Raw genomic sequence first — 18982 nt, forward strand, 5'->3', positions numbered from 1 at the left:
CTCGTAGAATATAGTTTAGATCAGTATTTCTGCTTTCTAATTACCCTGATTTTAAAAAAAATAGATAACAAGATTCCTTACGGAATTTGTTTCGATATTATTGAATTTCCCAGATACAATGGATGTATGGAAAGGATCCATCGGGAATTTGCTCATTTCCCCTGTAGCTCTGTCTACGATAAAAAGTCTGTTACCCGAGCCATTGCTATCACTACCAACACACTAGCTGTTTCGATAACTGATTGGGCTTTTGGATAGTAGTTCAAAAGGTAGCCCCCAAAAGTTGTCATTGTATTCTCGTAGGCGAGGTTGTGGTTACGCAATGAGCTTCTGGGAAATCCCATAGTATCGAAGCATATTCCAAATAACCAATGAAAGGAGGTCCTTCCAAATGAACTTATTTGTCGGATTAGATGTCAGCTCTGAGAAACTAGATGTGTGCTTTTTATCAGACGATAACCAATTGACAATTCTTCTTGAAGCGAGTCTCGGAAATGACGTGAAAGGCGCTCATCAAATTAAACAAAAAATTTTAGAATTTCAAAATGTGTACTCGTTTTCTCAAATCGTCATAGGCATGGAGTCAACTTCTATGTACAGCTTTCATCCTGCTACATTTTTTAATGAGGATCGAGAATTAAAGCGTATAAATACCGTCGTTACCATCGAAAATCCTTTTCGCATCAAGCAATTCAGTCGAATATTTGATGAAGATAAAACAGATAAAAATGATGCGATGCGAATCGCTGACTTTTTAAGAATCCAAAGATTCACTACGTCTCCCATTAAAGAAGAGAAATATATGGCTCTTCAACGTTTAACTCGCACACGTTACCAATTAATTGGACAACTTGTAGAAACGAAACAACATTTTCTCGAAAATTTAACTTACAAATGCAACACGCTCACGCGTGAGTTAAAGAATAGCGAAACTCCTTCTTCTGTATTTGGAGCTACCTTAATCGCTTTAATGACAGAAGATTATGGGTTAGAAGAATTAGCTCAAATGCCTTTAACAGATTTCGCCTCTTTGCTTCAAGAAAAAGGTAACGGCCGGTTTAAAAATCCAGAAGGATTAGCGAAAACGATTCAACGAGCCATTACTATGTCTTATCGTTTAGGAGAAGTCGCTCAAGAATCCATCAATATTATCCTGAGTATTCTTGCTCGCGAAATTCGTGCACTCGAAGCCAGTATCAAAGACCTTGATAAGGCAATTGAACAGCTCGTAATGGTCCTACCAGAATACCAATGCTTGACGAGTATTCCTGGTGTTGGAAAAGTGTATGCTGCTGGATTACTAGCTGAGATCGGACAAATCCAACGATTTGAAGACCAAACGAAACTAGCTAAATATGCCGGATTAAGCTGGAAAATCAAGCAATCTGGAAATTATCAGTCTGAAAATACGCCCTTAACCAAACAAGGCAATCGTTATCTTCGCTATTACTTAGTTGAGGCTGCCAATTCAGTAAGAAGATATTTGCCTGAATATCAAGCATTTTATCAAAAGAAATACAAAGAAACACCCAAACATCAACACAAAAGAGCCATCGTCTTAACCGCAAGAAAATTTGTGCGTCTGGTGGATACGCTACTACGTAACCATCAACTCTACACGCCACCAAGGAGCGTGATAGAAAAATAACACTTTGTTATTGACGCAATCTTGGAAACGGCCCGAAAAAATTTCATTTTTGGTCGGGTCTATTTCCGTATGCTGAAAAAATCGCACCTAGAAAAAATCAGTCTTGTTTTACTCTTGACTTATTACCACTAGACTTTAAAATATAATTTAAAGCTATTAACTAAAAAGTGCTTTCTAACCCCCGAAACCTTTTAGAAACCCATACCCCTTTTCTGTTTATTTAATACAAGACTCTATCCAGTCTGTATCACTTCTAAACTTTTTGTTTATTCACATTCCAAACAATTTCACTTTTTACAAGGAATATCCTTTTCTTATAAAGATTATTAACATATTCTTTACAACTAAAAAGTAGTTTAATATTAACTTATAAATTTAAATTTATTTATGCAATAATGCATATTTGATAAATACTTTAAAAAACAGTTTGAATAAAATGCATTCAAAGAAAACCGTGCCACAAAACAGATATGGTCTAAGACAGAAATAATAAAAATTAAGATGATAGCTCGATTTTTCCCTTTTCCATAACTATCTTTATTTTTGTGTAAAACCATTCTTTCTCTGAATAATACGTACAAAAATAGATTGGATACCATGTAGGCACCAATCTATTTTAATTAAAGAAACTGTGTCAATTCTGAGTTCACAACACGTTGTGCAGTAATAATAACATTTTCAGCTGTTAGTCCATAAACACTATATAGTCCACCAGGTTGATTAGGAACAATTTGAACTTCATATTCAAATGCTTGTCCAAGAGCAGGATGAACTAAACTTAGAGTTGCAAAAGTAGAAGCATTAGAATTCACATTGAAGTTTACCTGTTCAATTAATACTAATGAACCGTCAAGTCTAAAAACTCTAGCTACTCCAGTAAGTGGGCCCGCAGTACGGTTAAGGATCTTCACCCTAACTTTATTTGCATTAGCAGGTTGATTTCCTACGTTTTCAATTGGTCCTGTAGTAAGAGCCATATAACACCACCTCCATTATATTATTATTATATTCAATGACAAGCATTAATGTTATAGTCTAATTACCCAATTTATTTAAAATAAAATAATGTTCGTTTTTATCTCGTTAATTAATAAAAACGAACATTTTATAATGAATGAATTCGCAAAAAAAAATAAATTCATATACTAAACTAAATCAACCTACAACAACCGTTTTTTTTACAGACAATTACTCTTCCTTCCGACTTCCTCACTTTCGCCTAATATTGAGCCGGGAATCTTACTACCCGCATGTTGCGAGTTAAAATTTGTATCCAGCCAATTCACAATTATTTCTTCCAACTCTGGATGAAGTGGCTTTCTTGCCCCTTCTTCATAATTCTTTTTAAAATCTAATGCTTTAAACTCACCTTCAAAAACTTTCAAACTATGATCCATATTTTTTATTACATGTACTTCAGAATCACCCTTCACATAATCACCGATCCGCTTCGCTCTTTCAGGATCAGCCTGAATATCTTTATCACCAGCGATTGCTAATACCGGGCACGTTACTTTCATTAAATCTTTATAAATGTCATGCTGAAAATGCTCTCTAAACCACTTTGCGTTCATCGGTTTAAAACCAACTTTAATCGTATCTTTTTCTGTATTCATCATTTTCTCTTTTATTTTTTCCATTTGCTTCTCTCCACGTTTCTCTACATTGAGAAGGCGCATTAATTTTCCTTTTATTCCTTTCTGCTCCTTTAGTTCTTTATATGCAATTTCCCTTTGTCTTTTCGTAGCCTCTTCTAATGATTCCGCAGCTCCGGTAAGAAGGATGAGCCCATTAACTGGTGTTCTTGCATTGACTACCGTTGCCAACATACACCCTTCACTATGACCAGCCAAAATGATATTTTCTGGATCAACAAATGGTTGTTCTTTTAAATACGTAATCGTAGACTCTATATCACTAACTAAATCCCACACTCCAGTCTTCAGAAATTCTCCGTCACTCTTTCCTACTCCGCGCTTATCAAAACGGAGCGTCACTACTCCAAGCTTCGCCATTACATGCGCTAAATCTTTATAAATATTTGACGCCAGCTTTAATGGTACGATCATTCCATCACGATCAATTTCTCCAGATCCAGCAATAATGACAACCGCAGCATACTTCCCATCAACTTTCGGCCTTGTAATCGTTCCATGCAAAGTAAATTCACTATTTATCACTATTTCATATTCATCAAAATTCATCATTTTTTCCTCCCTCTATTCTTTTATATCCAATTTAAATTTCAAACTCGCTATTATATTTTTATACTCTCTTACATCTTTCATCGGAGCGAAAACTGGATTCTCTGCAATACTTTGTAACATGCTTCGCTTTATAATCTCTTCATTTCTAACTGTTTTAGCGCCGAGCGGAAACTCTGCAAACCATCCATCAATCGCATCAAAATAGGAATCACCGTGTAAATGCAGACTATTTACTGTGAAGCTTGCCGCACAAACTGCTACATATTTCCGTAACATTTCTAATGCTCTTTCAAAATTGCCTTGCATACAATATACTTGCGCAGCAGCATAGTATACTTTTAAAGTCATATTGGGATGTAATGTTTCTATTTCATATATATCTATTAACATAAAAGCTCTATTTAAAATTACCTCTACCTTTTCAGCGCTTGAAGCATTTACTACTACATAATTCGGTATTGTCGCAACGAGTTGTATTAAATGTTGATACATACTAATTTGCATTATTTCATTTGCTTTTTCATTATTTCCAAGTATTTGATACGCCTGTGCAATTAAATCCTCCTCTGGAACGTTAGGACGTATCGTTTCGCCAAGCAATTGCAATACTTCATTCGCTTTATTGAGTATAAGATAGCAAGTTGCTTGAAACGATATCGCCTCTTTCACAAGAGAAACATCGTTACTTTCTTCTTGCACTCTGCTAAAGAGATGCATTGCCTCTTCTAACATTTCAATTCTTTTATCCGTATCCTCTGTTAACATATGGTGATTAATAAAAAGTAGTCCCATTTGAAGTAATAACGAAAAACAAGAATAATATTTTTTGATGATTCCTCTGCACTCTATCATTACTTCATCAAACGGTCTTTCACTAAAAGCTTCCGCTAGTCTATGATATAAATCCTTAATATCTTCCGGTTCCATTTGCGGTGTATAACAGATTAGTTCATCTATACTTATATTAAAGTACGATGCTAACAGTGGTAAAAATGTAATATCCGGATAACTTTGCCCCGTCTCCCATTTGGAAACAGACGCCTTCGTAATACCGATATACGCCGCTAACTCTTCCTGCGTAATTCCCTTTTCTTTTCTCTTATCCGCAATTACTTTATGAATGTTTATCTCCTTCACATCATCACCTCATACTTTTATTATATGCTTTTATTTCACACAAAATATGGATTTGAAGTCGACTTTCGTTAACAAAATCAACTGTTAGGAAACATTTCTCTAAAATCAAAGGCAGGAACATATTTGATATGTTCCTGCCTTTTTATTGTGGGGTACCGATACATGGCAATCTAGCTAAGATTTTGAAGTGCTTCAAAATCAAACATTTCATCTCACCACAGTTTTCTATGGGAATCCAGTGAACATTTTATTTACATAATTTTCGTTATTGGTAGTTAATACATCTAGAAGTCTACAAAAATATCCTCCAGTTAAGTACTCTGGAGGATATTCATATTTACATAATCATTCTTAAAAGAAGCCACACAAAATGAAACCTCTTTAGCTCCCAAAAGGCTTACTCTTATCTATTAATAACTGTACATCGTCTTGCTCCTCTACAGATTAAACGCTCGGCTTCTCTTAATGAAATTGGAACAAGTACAGCTTCATCAACATCGTCTTCTACATCAAAAACCGCAAATGCTTCCCCACCCACGATTAAAACACAAATGAATTCTACTTCTAAATCATCATGAGACCTAGGAATACAATTAGAAATAGTACAACGTTGAATCCCCCCTGCTAACAATGTTCTAGCTTCTTGCTCAGATATTCGAATAAAAACAAATTCCTCTATGGCTACATTTCCAAATTCCACTTCAATTTCTACTAGAAGAAAGAATCTGTTTCTAATTCTCACTATACAATTTGCTCCAATTGAAATAATATCTTCATTCATTCTTTTCACCTCCTTTAATACTATAAAATTCACAAAGAGGTGAAATGGTGTGGACAAGCAAACAAAAAAGTAGTTTTTTTGAAATGTGAGAAATCAGTTAACAACTATCATCAAAAAAACAGAAAAAATACCCTACACAACAGGAAGTTTTCTCTGTTTTTAGTCTGTATACGATATTCAAAATTAGTTAACATAACGTCTCATTATCAGTAGCAATGAAAAAGGAGAACCCTGCTCTCACAAGTGAAACTTCTTTTTTAGTTCTATGAATCTAGACATTTTTTATACATTCCTATCCTAACGCGGTTTTAGTGTTCTTGTTTGTTACTGGATTAGCAAAAAAACTGTATAAAATCTTTCATACTTTTAGCCGATGGGGGCCAACACACTGCCCCCCAATACGTGCTTTCTTAGGGTATTTCTTGAACCTCCATTAAACACTCTCCCGTCACTTGTCTATCTTTAAGAGTAACTTATTTAAAGTCCTCGCACCGAGCCTTTGTCCTCCTCCCAAAGCCAAACAAACAATTCAGATTACATGCCTATATCAAACTAAACATTCAATCTTTATCCAGTTTGTAAATAAAAAAGGACAATCAGCCCCATAATGGACTAACTATCCTATAAATTATTATCTAAATTCAATAAAGTGAAACTTTAATCAGTGGGGGTTTTGTTCATCCCCACTGATTATCAGCCCTCACCAATCGTGCTTTTACGGGCAATTAATCCCCACCTAATTTCTTTGCTTCCGCTGAATTTTGAGGTGAGGGTCTTACTTACTGCCCGGCGAATAGCGGGATAAAACCAGAACTTCTTTTCCTATGTATATTTACTTCGTTACCTCTCCAAACTGCGCTCTCGTCACTTTCGCCAAGTCATCAACTTTCAGCTCAATTTGTATACCAATTTTCCCGCCGCTCACTATCATCTTATCAAGTAATTGGGCGCTTTCATCGATACATGTAGAAAATAACTTTTTCATTCCAACTGGTGAACAACCGCCGCGAATGTATCCTGACACTTTCGTAATATCTTTAACAGGAATCATTTCAATTTTCTTTTCACTTACTGCTTTTGCGGCAGCTTTTAAATTTAGTTCCTCATCTACCGGAATAATAAACACATGATAATTTTTACTATTCCCTTGAGCGATTAACGTTTTATATACTTCTCTCACTTCTCGTCCAATTTTCTCGGCTACTGATACGCCATCAATTTTCCCATCGTCTGGATCATATGACATCATCGAATATTCAATTTTTTCTTTATCTAATATTCGCATCGCATTTGTTTTATCTTTTTTCATAACGTTCTCCTTAAAACTTTATTTCATATCATTAAGTTTTCCTTTATTATACACCCTTTTCCATTTCTCCTACATAACTTCACGTATTTTTCAAAACTAAAAATATTGATAATTCAAAAATCATCTGATATAATTTGGAAAAACTTACGTTAAGGAGAGATTTGTAATGCGAAATTTTAATACTTCTTTCCAACTTCATCATCATACGTAACGCCGTGTATCCGAAGAAAAGTTTTTCTTCGTGGGTACAGGGCTTTTCCTGTTGACCCACGAAGCGTTCATAAAGCTATGTGGGTATTTTTATACCTGCATAGCTTTTTTTAATTTAAAAAAGGAGTGATTATGATGGAAATGAGAAATGTAAAAGGAACGAAAGACTATTTACCAGAAGAACAAGTGCTGCGAAATAAAATTAAAAGAGCTTGTGAAGATACGTTTGAACGATACGGATGCAAACCTTTAGAAACGCCGACGTTAAATATGTATGAGCTTATGTCTTACAAGTACGGCGGTGGCGATGAAATATTAAAAGAAATATATACACTTCAGGATCAAGGGAAACGTGAGCTCGCCTTACGATACGATTTAACTATTCCATTCGCAAAAGTTGTGGCAATGAATCCGAACCTCCGCCTCCCTTTTAAACGTTATGAGATTGGGAAAGTATTTCGAGATGGGCCAATTAAACAAGGAAGATTTCGTGAATTTATACAATGCGACGTTGATATCGTCGGTGTTGAGTCTGTCATGGCAGAAGCTGAACTTATGGGTATGGCGTTTGAACTGTTCCGAACGTTAAACTTAGAGATAACGATCCAATATAATAACCGAAAATTGTTAAATGGTATTCTTCAGGCCATTAACATCCCTACTGAGTTAACAAGTGACGTCATTTTATCATTAGATAAAATCGAAAAGATTGGGATTGATGGTGTACGAAAAGATGTATTAGAGCGCGGAATTTCTGAAGAAATGGCTGATACGATATGTAATACCGTATTATCTTGTCTAAAGCTTACTATCGCTGACTTTAAAGAAACTTTCAATAATCCACTCGTTGCCGATGGAGTAAACGAACTACAACAATTACAGCAATATTTAATCGCCCTTGGAATAAATGAAAATACGATATTCAACCCGTTTTTAGCGCGAGGACTCACAATGTATACAGGTACTGTATATGAAATCTTTTTAAAAGATGGATCGATTACATCTAGCATCGGTAGCGGTGGTCGATACGATAACATTATCGGAGCTTTCCGTGGTGATAATATAAACTATCCAACAGTCGGTATTTCATTCGGTTTAGACGTTATTTATACAGCACTATCGCAGAAAGAAACAATCTCATCTACAGCGGATCTATTTATCATCCCGCTTGGGACAGAGTTACAATGCTTACAAATTGCCCAGCAATTACGTTCCACCACTTCCTTAAAAGTCGAACTTGAACTAGCAGGACGCAAATTAAAACGCGCCCTTAATTATGCCAATAAAGAGAATATACCTTATGTGCTTATTATTGGGGAAGACGAACTTAGTACAGAAACCGTTATGCTGCGGAATATGAAGGAAGGTAGTGAAGTGAAGGTTCCGATTTCTTCTTTAAGTAGTTATTTATAATACGAACCACCCTCGTTTGGGTGGTTTTTCTATTTTATAGATACCTAACAATTAGTTTACATAAAATTATTATAATCTATTAAAAATACAAATAAACAATATCCAATTACCTATTATTTTTGGTAATATATAGATATGAATTGTTTTAGGAGGATTAACTTTGAAAACCTACATTCAAGCACTAAAGTGGACTACAGGGATCTATCATCTTTTATTACTTCCTTGTTATTATGTATTTCCAAGTCTTGTTAACCTATATGGGTTACCTTTACTACTATTGATTGTTTTTCATATCACTACTATTTTATTAGCTAAAAAAGAAGGCATGAATACGTACCCTCAGTATATCGGTATTATCGTTACTCTAGTTGCCTTCTTTCCTTATATAGACATCTTTCTACATATGATAGCAGCCATTTTCCTTTTATTAGATGCTGCTTCTACGAATGCAAAAGAAGTGTATGATTCATAGATGGATAAAATGAAACTTTCATCCATTGAGTTTTGAAATAGGTCAGCAAAAAGGGTTTACTTTTTAAGTAAACCTTTTTTCATTTTTAATTACTTTCCTTACTTCAGAATAATAAAAGAATATTCTGTTTAATTTTTATAAATTTCTAAATATTTATAAAACATTCAAATTAACATACATTTTAGTTATGTAAAAAATCTAAGTTTTAAGGAGATGAATCCATGCTGAAAAAGTTGGTAGCAGGTGCATTATTAACTGTCTCGTCGTTAACTGGAGGACTGGGATCAGTATCAGCTAGTACCGAAAAAGATTATACGATTTCCTCTTTCGAATATGTAACTGTAGATGAAAAGACTGTTGATTCGTTTAACAAATTGAGTGCTCCATCAAAGGAAGACGTAAAAATAACGTTAGTTCTACCGAAACAAAATCAAAATGGAGACTGGTTATCTTATGGATTTTCGAGCAAAGAAAGTTTAGAGTCTTTTATTGAAAAAGATAAACAAAGGTTGAATCATTCAATCACTCCCCTTGGTGTTGGAGGAAGCGGACCTGGTAGTACAGACTTCTATAAACTTACAAATCAAGGTAGCGAGTATTTTTCTCTAAGTAGCGGTTATAAAAACTTGTCTGCTAGTTGGCAAAATCAAATTGTTTCTGTACGTACAGCAGCTCCTACTGCTAGCTACTCAACAACACTATGGGAACGTACTTCAACTGACGGATATGGAAAAGGTGTTGTTTTTAAACATGCTGATTGGTATGGTCAAACTGCAAACTTAAATAACTTTCCAACTTCAGCAGTTGAAGTTAAAAAGTAAAAAATATAGAAATAAAAGGTGTTTTCACGTATGGAAACACCTTTTATTTCTACAACTATTTCACATAACTCGTCTATATCAATTTCAACTCTTAACTATTATTTTTCGTATTCCTATTCTCCAAAACCTTCTCCATATTATGAGTTGCCCATTCCATCATTAATAGAATCACTGGACGTAGTGATTCACCAAGCTCAGTTAACGAATATTCAACTTTAGGTGGTACTTCACGGTATACTTCACGATGTATAATCCCATCAGCTTCAAGTTCTCTCAGCTGCAGTGTTAACATCCTTTGTGTGATATTTGGTTTTAATCTTTTTAATTCATTAAACCGCTTTGTACCATCTAATAAATGATACAAAATTACCCCTTTCCATTTCCCTCCAATCACCTCAACCATAGCTTCAACTGGACAAGAATATTTATTTAAAAATGGGTAATTTATATTATTTTCATTTGAACAATCCATAATAAATCCCTTCCCTTATCAATAGTATCTTTTTTGATACTATACCACATAAATGTGCGTACTTGTATCTGTGTTACTTTAAAAATATAATTTACTTACAAAAATAAATTCATGAAAAGAGGAACTTTTATGACAAATACAAATGAAATTACAAAAGAAAAGATTATGGAGGCTTTTCATTTCAGACATGCATGTAAAGAATTCGATCCTATGCACAAAATTTCAGAAGAGGATTTCAAATTCATTTTAGAAACAGGCAGATTATCTCCTTCTTCTTTTGGATATGAGCCTTGGAAATTTATTGTCGTACAAAATAAAGAATTAAGAGAAAAACTACAACCGTATTCATGGGGCGCTGGTGGGCAACTTGCAACAGCTAGTCATTTTGTTATTGTTCTTTCAAGAAACATTAAAGATATGCATTATGATGCAGAGTATATTAAATATATGATGAACGATATTATTGGATTGCCTGAAGACACTCAAAAAATTAGATATGAATTCTTCAAAAAGTTCCAGGAATCAGATTTTAACTTATTACAATCCGATCGTGCTGTATTTGATTGGGCATCTAAACAAACTTATATTGCTTTAGGTAATATGATGACGAGCGCAGCTCAAATCGGTATTGATTCTTGTCCAATAGAAGGATTTGATAAAGAGGAAGTAGATTCTTTACTTCGTCAAGAAGGCATTATACAAGGCGATAATCTTGAAGTATCAGTTATGGTTGCCTTTGGTTACCGTAAAGAAGAGCCAAAGCGTGATAAAACAAGACAGACTATGGATACAATTGTTGAATGGATTAAGTAATATAGCACAGACAAATAATGCTCCTAATAGCTGTATACTCATACTAAAGAAGAATGAAGTGTTTTCTTACGTATGAATTTGGTTTTTCATGGAAAGATATGTTAGTATGTATACAGTTTGAGTGCTCTATTTTTAGAGTCGAACAGGAGGAGAATGAATATGTCTGATATTGAAGTTGGCGAAGTGTTTACTCTTAGTGATGAGAATAACGAAGAGCAAGAAGTAGAAGTACTTGGAGCGATGGATGTCGAAGGTGCAGAATATATTGCAGTTGCCTTTGTTGAAGATATCCAAACAGAAACTGAGGAAGACATTGATATTTTCTTTTTAAAAGTAGAAGAAGATAATGAGTTTTCATACATTGAAAATGATGAAGAGTTTGATAAAGTATCTGCTGCGTTTGAAAAGATTTTGGATGAGCAAGAGCAAGAATAGTATGAATGAAAAACACGCGGGCGGATGTATATCCGCCCTCTTTTTATTTATTACTCATCCAGAGACTCACGCAGTAATTGCAGTACATCTTTCATCGCAAAAGGTCCATCTTTTTTAACATGTTCCGCAAATTCTGAAACGAGACGTAATGTTCTTACACTTTCGATTGGATGCTCTCCTGATGCACTTTCAGCTGAAAGCATAACTGCATTCGTTCCGTCCAGTACAGCTTGAAACACATCAGTCACCTCTGCCCTTGTTGGAATAGAATGATCTACCATAGATTGAAGCATTTGTGTTGCTGTAATGACATATGTATTCGTTCGATTACATTCCTGAATCATTATTTTCTGTAAAAGCGGAATGCATTGATACGGTAACTCTACTCCTAAATCGCCCCTTGCAATCATAATTCCATCTGCTTCTTTACATATATCTTGAAAATTCTCGATTGCTTCCATCGTTTCTATTTTTGCAATTATATTAGGTGACGTTTCTTTATACTGTTGTATAAAATCTCGTATTTCTTTTATATGACTAGGTTTTCTTACGAAAGAACACGCGATAAAATCAACATTCTCCTCTAAAAGAAACTGAATATCTTTTTTATCTTTCTCTGTAATAGCTGGTAAACGAACAGCCGCATCTGGTAAATTAACTCCTTTATGAGATGAGATATTGCCACCTGTTTTTACCTTCGTTTCTATTTTGTCCGTACTTATCTTTTCAACAATTAATTCAACTTCTCCATCATTAATTAAAATTCTACTGCCTACTTTTACATCATTCGCAATTCCTTCATAATCAACACTCGCTTCTGTATTACTCCCTGTAACTGATTGTGTATGTAAAATAAAAGAATCTCCTGCCTGAAGTGTAATTTGCTCTCCCTTCACTTCACCTAATCTTATTTTAGGTCCTTGTACATCACCCAAAAATTTAATAGAGTCATCTAATGATTTCACTAAACGAATGATGTCTTTATGACTTTCATGCGTGCCATGCGATAAATTCAGTCGAACAATTTTCATACCATTCTTTATTAACTGTGCTAACGTTTCTTTATTATTACTTGCGGGTCCAATTGTACAAATTCGATCGATTGTCATTTTTGTCACCATCCTTTTTTTAATAAGTTTCCCATATGAACTTAAAAATAACAGAGATTCTGACATGAATAGATTTAAATTTACACGAATTTCATAAAGTTAAACCTGTATCCCTTGCTGGCTAAGCATTAGAAGATATATTCGCTTTTTTGCAAATGAAGACATGTTGAATCGAAAGTAAAAGAAAAGTTAAGTATGGAATAAACCATTGAGAGTTTCGAAATTTTCATATATTGTATGAATTGAGTTCGAACTCAAAAATTTAAAAAGGTGGGAAAATTAGTGAATATGAAAAAATCTTTATCGGTGACAACTTTAGGGTTAGCGGTTTTAGGTTTTGGTTTTACTAATAACGCAAGTGCTTCAGAGGTCGATACTGTAGACAAGCAGCCCGTTTTAGTTGACTTTGATACAATTCAATCAACAAAAACATCTAGTGTTCCTAGTTTGACTATTGCAGCTGCACCTAAGAATGACTCCAACATTAGCGTATATACTCCCTTTTTTGGTAACCCCTATGCAGTTGCTAAATCGAAATCAACTACGACCGAAGACTATGTTTATGCAAAAGCAAGAACTTTCAATGGCGATGGCTCATTAGTGAATACGAAAAGTAATAGTGCAAAAAAATCATCCTTTGTAAGTGCTACAGCGACCAACACAAGCATTTATTATGGAGATGATTACGCTATCGGTAATCATACCTATAAATTAAGCGGTTATAATGATGTGAATCACGAAACAAAAGCTTTCTGGTAAGAAAGAGAAAAAAGATATGCATCTTGCATATCTTTTTTCTCTAATATTTTACATATATTGAGGTGCTATTTATGAAACAAATATATATTATTAGCGGTGTTTTACTTATTTCATTACTTACAATTTATATTTTGTTCAATACTTCATTCATACAACCTCATCCACCTTCCATAGAAAATAAACGAGAGCAACAAACCAATACTATTTCTTACGGATTGAAGGATAATCAAGGCCAACATATTAACAATGGTAGTACAATTACTAGTGAGGATAATAAAATTAATGTAACATTATCATTCGTACATACTATTAATGAAAACCGAAAATATGGATTAATTGTTCTAGAAGATTACGAACAAAAACCTTTTAAAATAGAAGATACTACTAATGAAATATCACACTATTTTTTTGATATGAAACCAAACAGTTCAATTACTACGAAAATCTCTTTACGCACTTCTCCTAATGCAAGTGAATTAACCTTTTTAATAATTAAAAAACCTGAATACAAATTAAAAGATAATAACTTAAATAAAGCAGCTATTTTAGAAGACATTCTAAGTATGCGATATTCAATGCATCCTCTTCAGAAAGAAAACGAAAAAATAAAACTCTCCCTTATAAATCCAGATGCTATTTTAAAAGATGGTCTTTACGAACCAGTATTTGTTACGAACCGTGAAGAGAACTTACAAACTGTCTTCTTTGAAAAGGAAGGCAAGCAATTAATTTTATCAAACGGTAATGAAACAAATGATGAAATGACTTACGCAATCGTGGCTTTTAAAGATTGGAAACAAGTTGAAATATTTAACAATAGAAAAGTCGTTTATACTAAGGTTGCACCTGAAACAAGACAAATCTTTAATTTCACATTGCCTTCAGTGGATCAGGAAAGTAATTTGCAACTCGTCGCTTTTCCATTTCCTTATAAAGTTAGCGAAGAAGATTATATCAGTCAACAAGCATTCAGTTCCTTTCGCATCGTAATTGAAAATGAAAATAAATAAGTTATACTGTGCACATTACAACAAACTAAAAAAGGCCTACTCACACGAGTAGGCTTTTGAAACTATGAAAGTTTCGTCAATAACTGATTTAAATCTTTTTTCGTTTTCGTCGTTAATGATTTCATTTTATTAATATCGATTTTTTCTTTCTCCGCTCCTACAATTAACGGATACATACTTTGACCGATTGTTTTAGAATCCGTCGGATGTGATGCTTCTAGCTCTTTTTCAATCACATCCCACTTTTCATTAATTTGTTTGCCAAGCTTATTCACTGTTTCCAATTTTGGATTAGCAGCTAACTGCTTGTCCAAGCTATCAATTAATGCTACAACTTCTTTAACATTCGTTTTCACAGCAACACTTTTCTTCGGATCTTTCGTTGTCTTTCCATTATTGTTTGTGCTTGTACTTGTGCTTTGATCTGTTGTTTTCCCGCTAGTCGTTTGATCATTCGTTTTTCCTGTCGTCTCTTTTTCTTTTGTTTTTACATTTTCGTTTTGAGTTGACGTTTTGCCGTTACTTTCTGTCCCTGATGATTCTTTCGTATTTTTTGCATCCTTATCTGTTTTTTCATTTGAAGAAGTATTTGTTTCTTTTTCAGTATCTTTCGTTGTTTTTGACGCTTCATCTGCACTTGTCGTTTTTGCTTCTCCATCATTTTGCGCAGTTACTTGCTCTTTCTTTTCCGTTTCTTTATCTGCTGAAGGACTACAAGCTGCCATAGTAAGCATTGTACCAATTGTTATCGATGCGATAGCGACCTTTTTCATTTTCATATAAATCCCCCTATGTTTTACATAATTTATCCTCCCCTTTACGATTCGATTCCCCCTTAAAAAATCCCTTTTCATACGAATTATCATCTTTCCGACAGTAATCTTCATAATAATACGTACAAAAACTGATAAACTCATTTTAATATTCGAGTTTCTTCTACTTCATTTTTCTACTCGCAAGTAAAAGAAAAAGAGTATATTGTCACATTAAGAATTACTATCTTCATATGACGATATACTCTTCTATCAAATTTTTATCTTTCTTGACATTTTATTTATACAAAAAAAATAAAATTTTCTTTCGTTTTTTGTTTCTCAACATTTGTTAACATAATATTTTTATGAATAACCACCATTCGAGTGAATGACTTGCCCAGTAACCCATTTCGCTTCTTCACTTACTAAAAAAGAAATTAAGCGCGCAGCATCCACCGGTTCTCCTACTTTACCTTGCGGGAACTTCCATACTAAATGATGCTTCAGCTCCTCTGTAATCCATCCTGTATTCGTCGGTCCTGGATCTACAGCATTCACTGTAATCCCCTTCTCCATCGCAACTGGTGCTACTGACTTTGTAAATGCTTCAATTGCCCCTTTCGTTGCTGCATATGCTAGTTCATCTGGCATTGGACCTACTGACTGTCCTGAAGTAAGATTAATAATACTCCCGCCCGTTTTAAGTGAATAATGTTTTATAAACAATGAACTTAATAGCATAGTAGCCCGAACATTAACTGTATAATGTTTATCCAACTGCTCTACATCTAATTCCTCAATTCTCGTATGAGTAGAATATACTGCATTATTAACTAGAATAGATGGATCACCTAACCGTTCTGATACCATATAAAACAAACGATTTGGCGAATAAGACTGCGATAAATTGATTTCTGCCATTTCACATCGAACATCGTAACTTTCAATTTCCTTTTTCAGCAAAAAGGGTTCTTGATCACTCATTCCCCATGGCATCGCTTTATCATACTTTGGCCAGTACGTGAAAAAAATGTCTATCCCTTTTTGAGCAAGCACCTTGCATACAGCTGCACCAATTCCATTCAGACGAGTTGCCCCTGTTACAATTGCTATTTTCTTCACCTTTTTCTCCTCCATCTATACACAGATCCCCTGCATGAATACAGAGGATCTATCTTCTTATTAAATATTTGACAGTATACGTTCAGCACCTAATTTTAACATTTTAATAAAGATATAATTTACAATCGTAAACATTACAAATAAAACGATAAACATAACCCACAGTCCGACATGAAGGAAGAAGTATAATACACTTACTCCCCCCACAATAATTAAAGCTATTAAAATATTAGCTAAAAAATTCCACAAAGTTGTATATCGACTTTTAAATAATTTCTGCTCTGTATCCCAATGAATATCTGCAGTTTGCGCGTCCCAGCGTGTTCCGATTAAATTAATTAATAACAACCCGTTCGCACTTAGTAAAAACCACAGTATCATAAAGACTGGAGAAATCCCAGCTACAACTGCCATCGTAATACCGAATACTGCTAAAATGATCACATTAATTAACCAAGCAGTGATTGCTTTCGCAAAAAAGATATCCGAAGCCTTTACTGGTAAATAACGATTCACAAACCAAGAGCTTCCATCTCGCGAAAATGACGTTGTTGCAATGACGTTACTACCCATTAAAAATAACGATGCACAAAGGCCAACACCAATTGCAAATCCCGTTGTCTCTGAATTGTTAATATACTCTGTAATAAACTTTAAATTTCCATCTTGCACAAATAAAATAAAGAACAACATAATTGGCATAACGAAAGTTTGTACAATGCAATTTAAGAAAAATTGTGGTGTACGGAATAACGTTTTAAATTCTTTTTTCACATACGCTTTTAAATGCGAACTTTGTACTGTTGATTTCTGTAAACCTTCCGCCGAAATAACTTGTTTCTTTGCTGTACTCGTTGAAAGTCCAATAACCCCTTTTAAATATGTACGCTCTGCTATGTAATAAAACAACACAAAGAAGACAAATGAAATAACTGCAAAGATTATTACATATAAAGGTCCCTTCCAATTTGCATTTTCTACTAATGCTACTGCTCCAAAATATGTAGTTGGAAAATAGTTTGTCATTTGTACTAAAAGAGAAGACTGGTTGTTTGCAAGGTAATCCGCAATTGCATCTTCAGAAAACGAACTTTTATTTTTCCACTGCAAAAATACGTTAATTCCTACAATAAATAGTATACTTACGATTCCAATAAATATATTTCCTCGGTCTTTATTTTTCGCTATATTTGTATACCTCATAATAACTGTCATCAGTAACGAAGCTAGTACTAACGGCACAATTGGGAAGAGTAAGTAAATGAAAATCATATATATGTAATATGTAATAAATGCGCCACTTTTTAAACCGTACGTAATAAAGATCGGTAATAAAATAAATGAACTCATTACGTATTGTGTAATTAATACTGTTAAAAATTTGGCTGAAATAATTTGCGCTGGTTTTAATGGTAATGGTAATAACATTTCAATGTCATTGCTGTAGTAAAATACAGTTAAAATGTTCGTAATACTCATTAAAAATACCCATATACTCGCAATCGCAAGTCCCATTGCGATAATCATTCCTGGATCTTGCCCTAAATGTATCATTCCCTCATACATTGCATGCGTGATAGAACCAAACAGTAAAAAGCCGACAAATAAAATAGCTGCAAATGAAAATACATACGCCCATCGCTTCTTCTTATCTGTTATAAAATCTGCATAATTTAATTTCAATAATACTTTCGTTAACGTCCAAATTTTACTCATTGCCCGTCATCTCCAAGAACATTTTTTCAAGTGATTCATTGGATTTAAAATGATCTCTCATTTCATCTAAATTCCCTTTAAACTGAAGGTTTCCCTTATTAATAATCGCGACGCGGTCACATAATTTTTCTGCCACTTCTAATACGTGTGTAGAGAAAAATACAATCTTTCCTTTATCCGCATGCTCTCTCATCATTTCTTTTAAAATATATGCAGATTTCGGATCAAGCCCAGTTAATGGTTCATCTAAAATCCATACATCTGGCTCATGTACGAGCACACCAATAATAACGATTTTTTGTCTCATACCGTGCGAATAACTTTGAATTTGATCAGATAAAGCATTATAAAGATCAAACTTCTTCGCTAAAGACTCTATTCGTTCTTGTCGTACTTCTTTCGGCACTTCATACATATCGGCCATAAAGTTTAAATATTCAATTCCTTTTAATCGTAAAAACATATCTGGACTATCTGGTACATAACCAAACGTCTTCTTCGCTTCCATCGGCTCTTCCATAATATTTTTTCCGTTAATCGTAATAGTCCCTTTGTCCACCCCGTGAATACCAGTAATCATCTTAATTGTCGTTGATTTACCCGCACCATTCGGTCCTAAAAATCCAAAGATTTCGCCGCTAGGTACAGATAAACTTAAGTCTTTTACTGCATAGGTAGACCCATTATAACTTTTTGACACATTCGTAATTTCAATCATTTCATCCAATCCTTTCCTTAATTACCAAATAACTATATTGATATTATAGCATAGTTCTATTTTAAGATTTTTACA

19 protein-coding genes are annotated in these 18982 nt (G+C 34.1%); 8 read left to right on the forward strand and 11 right to left on the reverse strand.

The annotated features are described in order from the left end of the window. Positions 1–391 precede the first annotated feature (391 nt). On the forward strand, positions 392–1648 hold the full coding sequence (locus V6946_RS16900) for an IS110 family transposase (protein WP_256426878.1): 1257 nt from the start codon (positions 392–394) through the stop codon (positions 1646–1648). A gap of 620 nt (positions 1649–2268) precedes the next feature. On the opposite strand, the gene V6946_RS16905 is transcribed toward V6946_RS16900, so the two are convergent. The 5 genes from V6946_RS16905 to ybaK form a co-directional block, all read right to left on the reverse strand. After that, positions 2269–2625: a hypothetical protein gene (locus V6946_RS16905; RefSeq protein WP_001229415.1), complete on the reverse strand. Its 357-nt coding sequence runs from the start codon at positions 2623–2625 to the stop codon at positions 2269–2271. Positions 2626–2826: 201 nt separating this feature from the next. After that, the gene (locus V6946_RS16910; protein ID WP_006922549.1) at positions 2827–3855 is read right to left on the reverse strand and encodes a S9 family peptidase; all 1029 of its coding nucleotides are present in this window, start codon (positions 3853–3855) and stop codon (positions 2827–2829) included. 12 nt (positions 3856–3867) lie between these two features. Next, positions 3868–4992 (reverse strand): transcriptional regulator, encoded by a 1125-nt coding sequence (locus V6946_RS16915; RefSeq protein WP_149149811.1) that lies wholly within the window; start codon positions 4990–4992, stop codon positions 3868–3870. Positions 4993–5395: 403 nt separating this feature from the next. Further along, complete coding sequence (locus V6946_RS16920; protein ID WP_001001282.1) at positions 5396–5773, reverse strand: hypothetical protein; 378 nt, start codon at positions 5771–5773, stop codon at positions 5396–5398. Positions 5774–6605: 832 nt separating this feature from the next. Continuing rightward, complete coding sequence (ybaK, locus tag V6946_RS16925) at positions 6606–7082, reverse strand: Cys-tRNA(Pro) deacylase (protein ID WP_000710857.1); 477 nt, start codon at positions 7080–7082, stop codon at positions 6606–6608. A gap of 345 nt (positions 7083–7427) precedes the next feature. On the opposite strand from ybaK, the gene V6946_RS16930 reads away from it, so the two are divergent. The 3 genes from V6946_RS16930 (at position 7428) to V6946_RS16940 (ending at position 9998) form a co-directional block, all read left to right on the forward strand. Beyond that, a complete protein-coding gene (locus V6946_RS16930; protein ID WP_000425991.1) occupies positions 7428–8705 on the forward strand; it encodes a histidine--tRNA ligase in 1278 nt (425 codons plus the stop codon). Between the two features lie 160 nt (positions 8706–8865). Then, the gene (locus tag V6946_RS16935) at positions 8866–9177 is read left to right on the forward strand and encodes a hypothetical protein (RefSeq protein WP_000860724.1); all 312 of its coding nucleotides are present in this window, start codon (positions 8866–8868) and stop codon (positions 9175–9177) included. A gap of 221 nt (positions 9178–9398) precedes the next feature. Continuing rightward, positions 9399–9998 (forward strand): hypothetical protein, encoded by a 600-nt coding sequence (locus V6946_RS16940; RefSeq protein ID WP_000914421.1) that lies wholly within the window; start codon positions 9399–9401, stop codon positions 9996–9998. A 91-nt stretch (positions 9999–10089) separates the two neighbouring features. Here V6946_RS16940 and V6946_RS16945 read toward each other — a convergent pair whose 3' ends face one another. After that, entirely contained in the window at positions 10090–10470 is a 381-nt protein-coding gene (locus V6946_RS16945; RefSeq protein WP_000340659.1) for a helix-turn-helix domain-containing protein, read from the reverse strand. 129 nt (positions 10471–10599) lie between these two features. Here V6946_RS16945 and V6946_RS16950 point away from each other — a divergent pair, with 129 nt between their 5' ends. Both V6946_RS16950 and V6946_RS16955 read left to right on the forward strand, forming a co-directional pair. Continuing rightward, on the forward strand, positions 10600–11283 hold the full coding sequence (locus V6946_RS16950) for an NAD(P)H-dependent oxidoreductase (RefSeq protein ID WP_000185709.1): 684 nt from the start codon (positions 10600–10602) through the stop codon (positions 11281–11283). A gap of 153 nt (positions 11284–11436) precedes the next feature. Beyond that, positions 11437–11718, forward strand: coding sequence for a DUF1292 domain-containing protein (locus tag V6946_RS16955; protein ID WP_002005464.1), 282 nt, complete (start codon positions 11437–11439; stop codon positions 11716–11718). Between the two features lie 50 nt (positions 11719–11768). Here the strand turns inward: V6946_RS16955 and V6946_RS16960 are convergent, their stop codons facing one another. Next, positions 11769–12827, reverse strand: coding sequence for a pyruvate kinase (locus tag V6946_RS16960; RefSeq protein WP_000151083.1), 1059 nt, complete (start codon positions 12825–12827; stop codon positions 11769–11771). 282 nt (positions 12828–13109) lie between these two features. Here V6946_RS16960 and V6946_RS16965 point away from each other — a divergent pair, with 282 nt between their 5' ends. Next, positions 13110–13586: a hypothetical protein gene (locus tag V6946_RS16965; RefSeq protein ID WP_001056353.1), complete on the forward strand. Its 477-nt coding sequence runs from the start codon at positions 13110–13112 to the stop codon at positions 13584–13586. Positions 13587–13657: 71 nt separating this feature from the next. Beyond that, positions 13658–14596 (forward strand): hypothetical protein, encoded by a 939-nt coding sequence (locus V6946_RS16970; RefSeq protein WP_000810153.1) that lies wholly within the window; start codon positions 13658–13660, stop codon positions 14594–14596. A gap of 62 nt (positions 14597–14658) precedes the next feature. Here V6946_RS16970 and V6946_RS16975 read toward each other — a convergent pair whose 3' ends face one another. The 4 genes from V6946_RS16975 to V6946_RS16990 form a co-directional block, all read right to left on the reverse strand. Beyond that, positions 14659–15375 carry a hypothetical protein gene (locus tag V6946_RS16975; protein WP_000782545.1) on the reverse strand — a complete coding sequence of 239 codons (717 nt, stop codon included), beginning with the start codon at positions 15373–15375 and terminating at the stop codon, positions 14659–14661. 339 nt (positions 15376–15714) lie between these two features. Then, entirely contained in the window at positions 15715–16473 is a 759-nt protein-coding gene (locus tag V6946_RS16980; RefSeq protein WP_000716965.1) for an SDR family oxidoreductase, read from the reverse strand. 60 nt (positions 16474–16533) lie between these two features. Continuing rightward, positions 16534–18189 carry a putative ABC transporter permease subunit gene (locus tag V6946_RS16985; RefSeq protein WP_006922545.1) on the reverse strand — a complete coding sequence of 552 codons (1656 nt, stop codon included), beginning with the start codon at positions 18187–18189 and terminating at the stop codon, positions 16534–16536. Then, on the reverse strand, positions 18182–18907 hold the full coding sequence (locus tag V6946_RS16990) for an ABC transporter ATP-binding protein (RefSeq protein ID WP_000570206.1): 726 nt from the start codon (positions 18905–18907) through the stop codon (positions 18182–18184). The genes V6946_RS16985 and V6946_RS16990 overlap by 8 nt, the downstream gene beginning before the upstream one ends. Positions 18908–18982: the final 75 nt, after the last annotated feature.

It is taken from the genome of Bacillus sp. PPSBB_2, assembly GCF_045291115.1.
In the GTDB taxonomy this organism is placed as follows: Bacteria; Bacillota; Bacilli; order Bacillales; family Bacillaceae_G; genus Bacillus_A; species Bacillus_A cereus.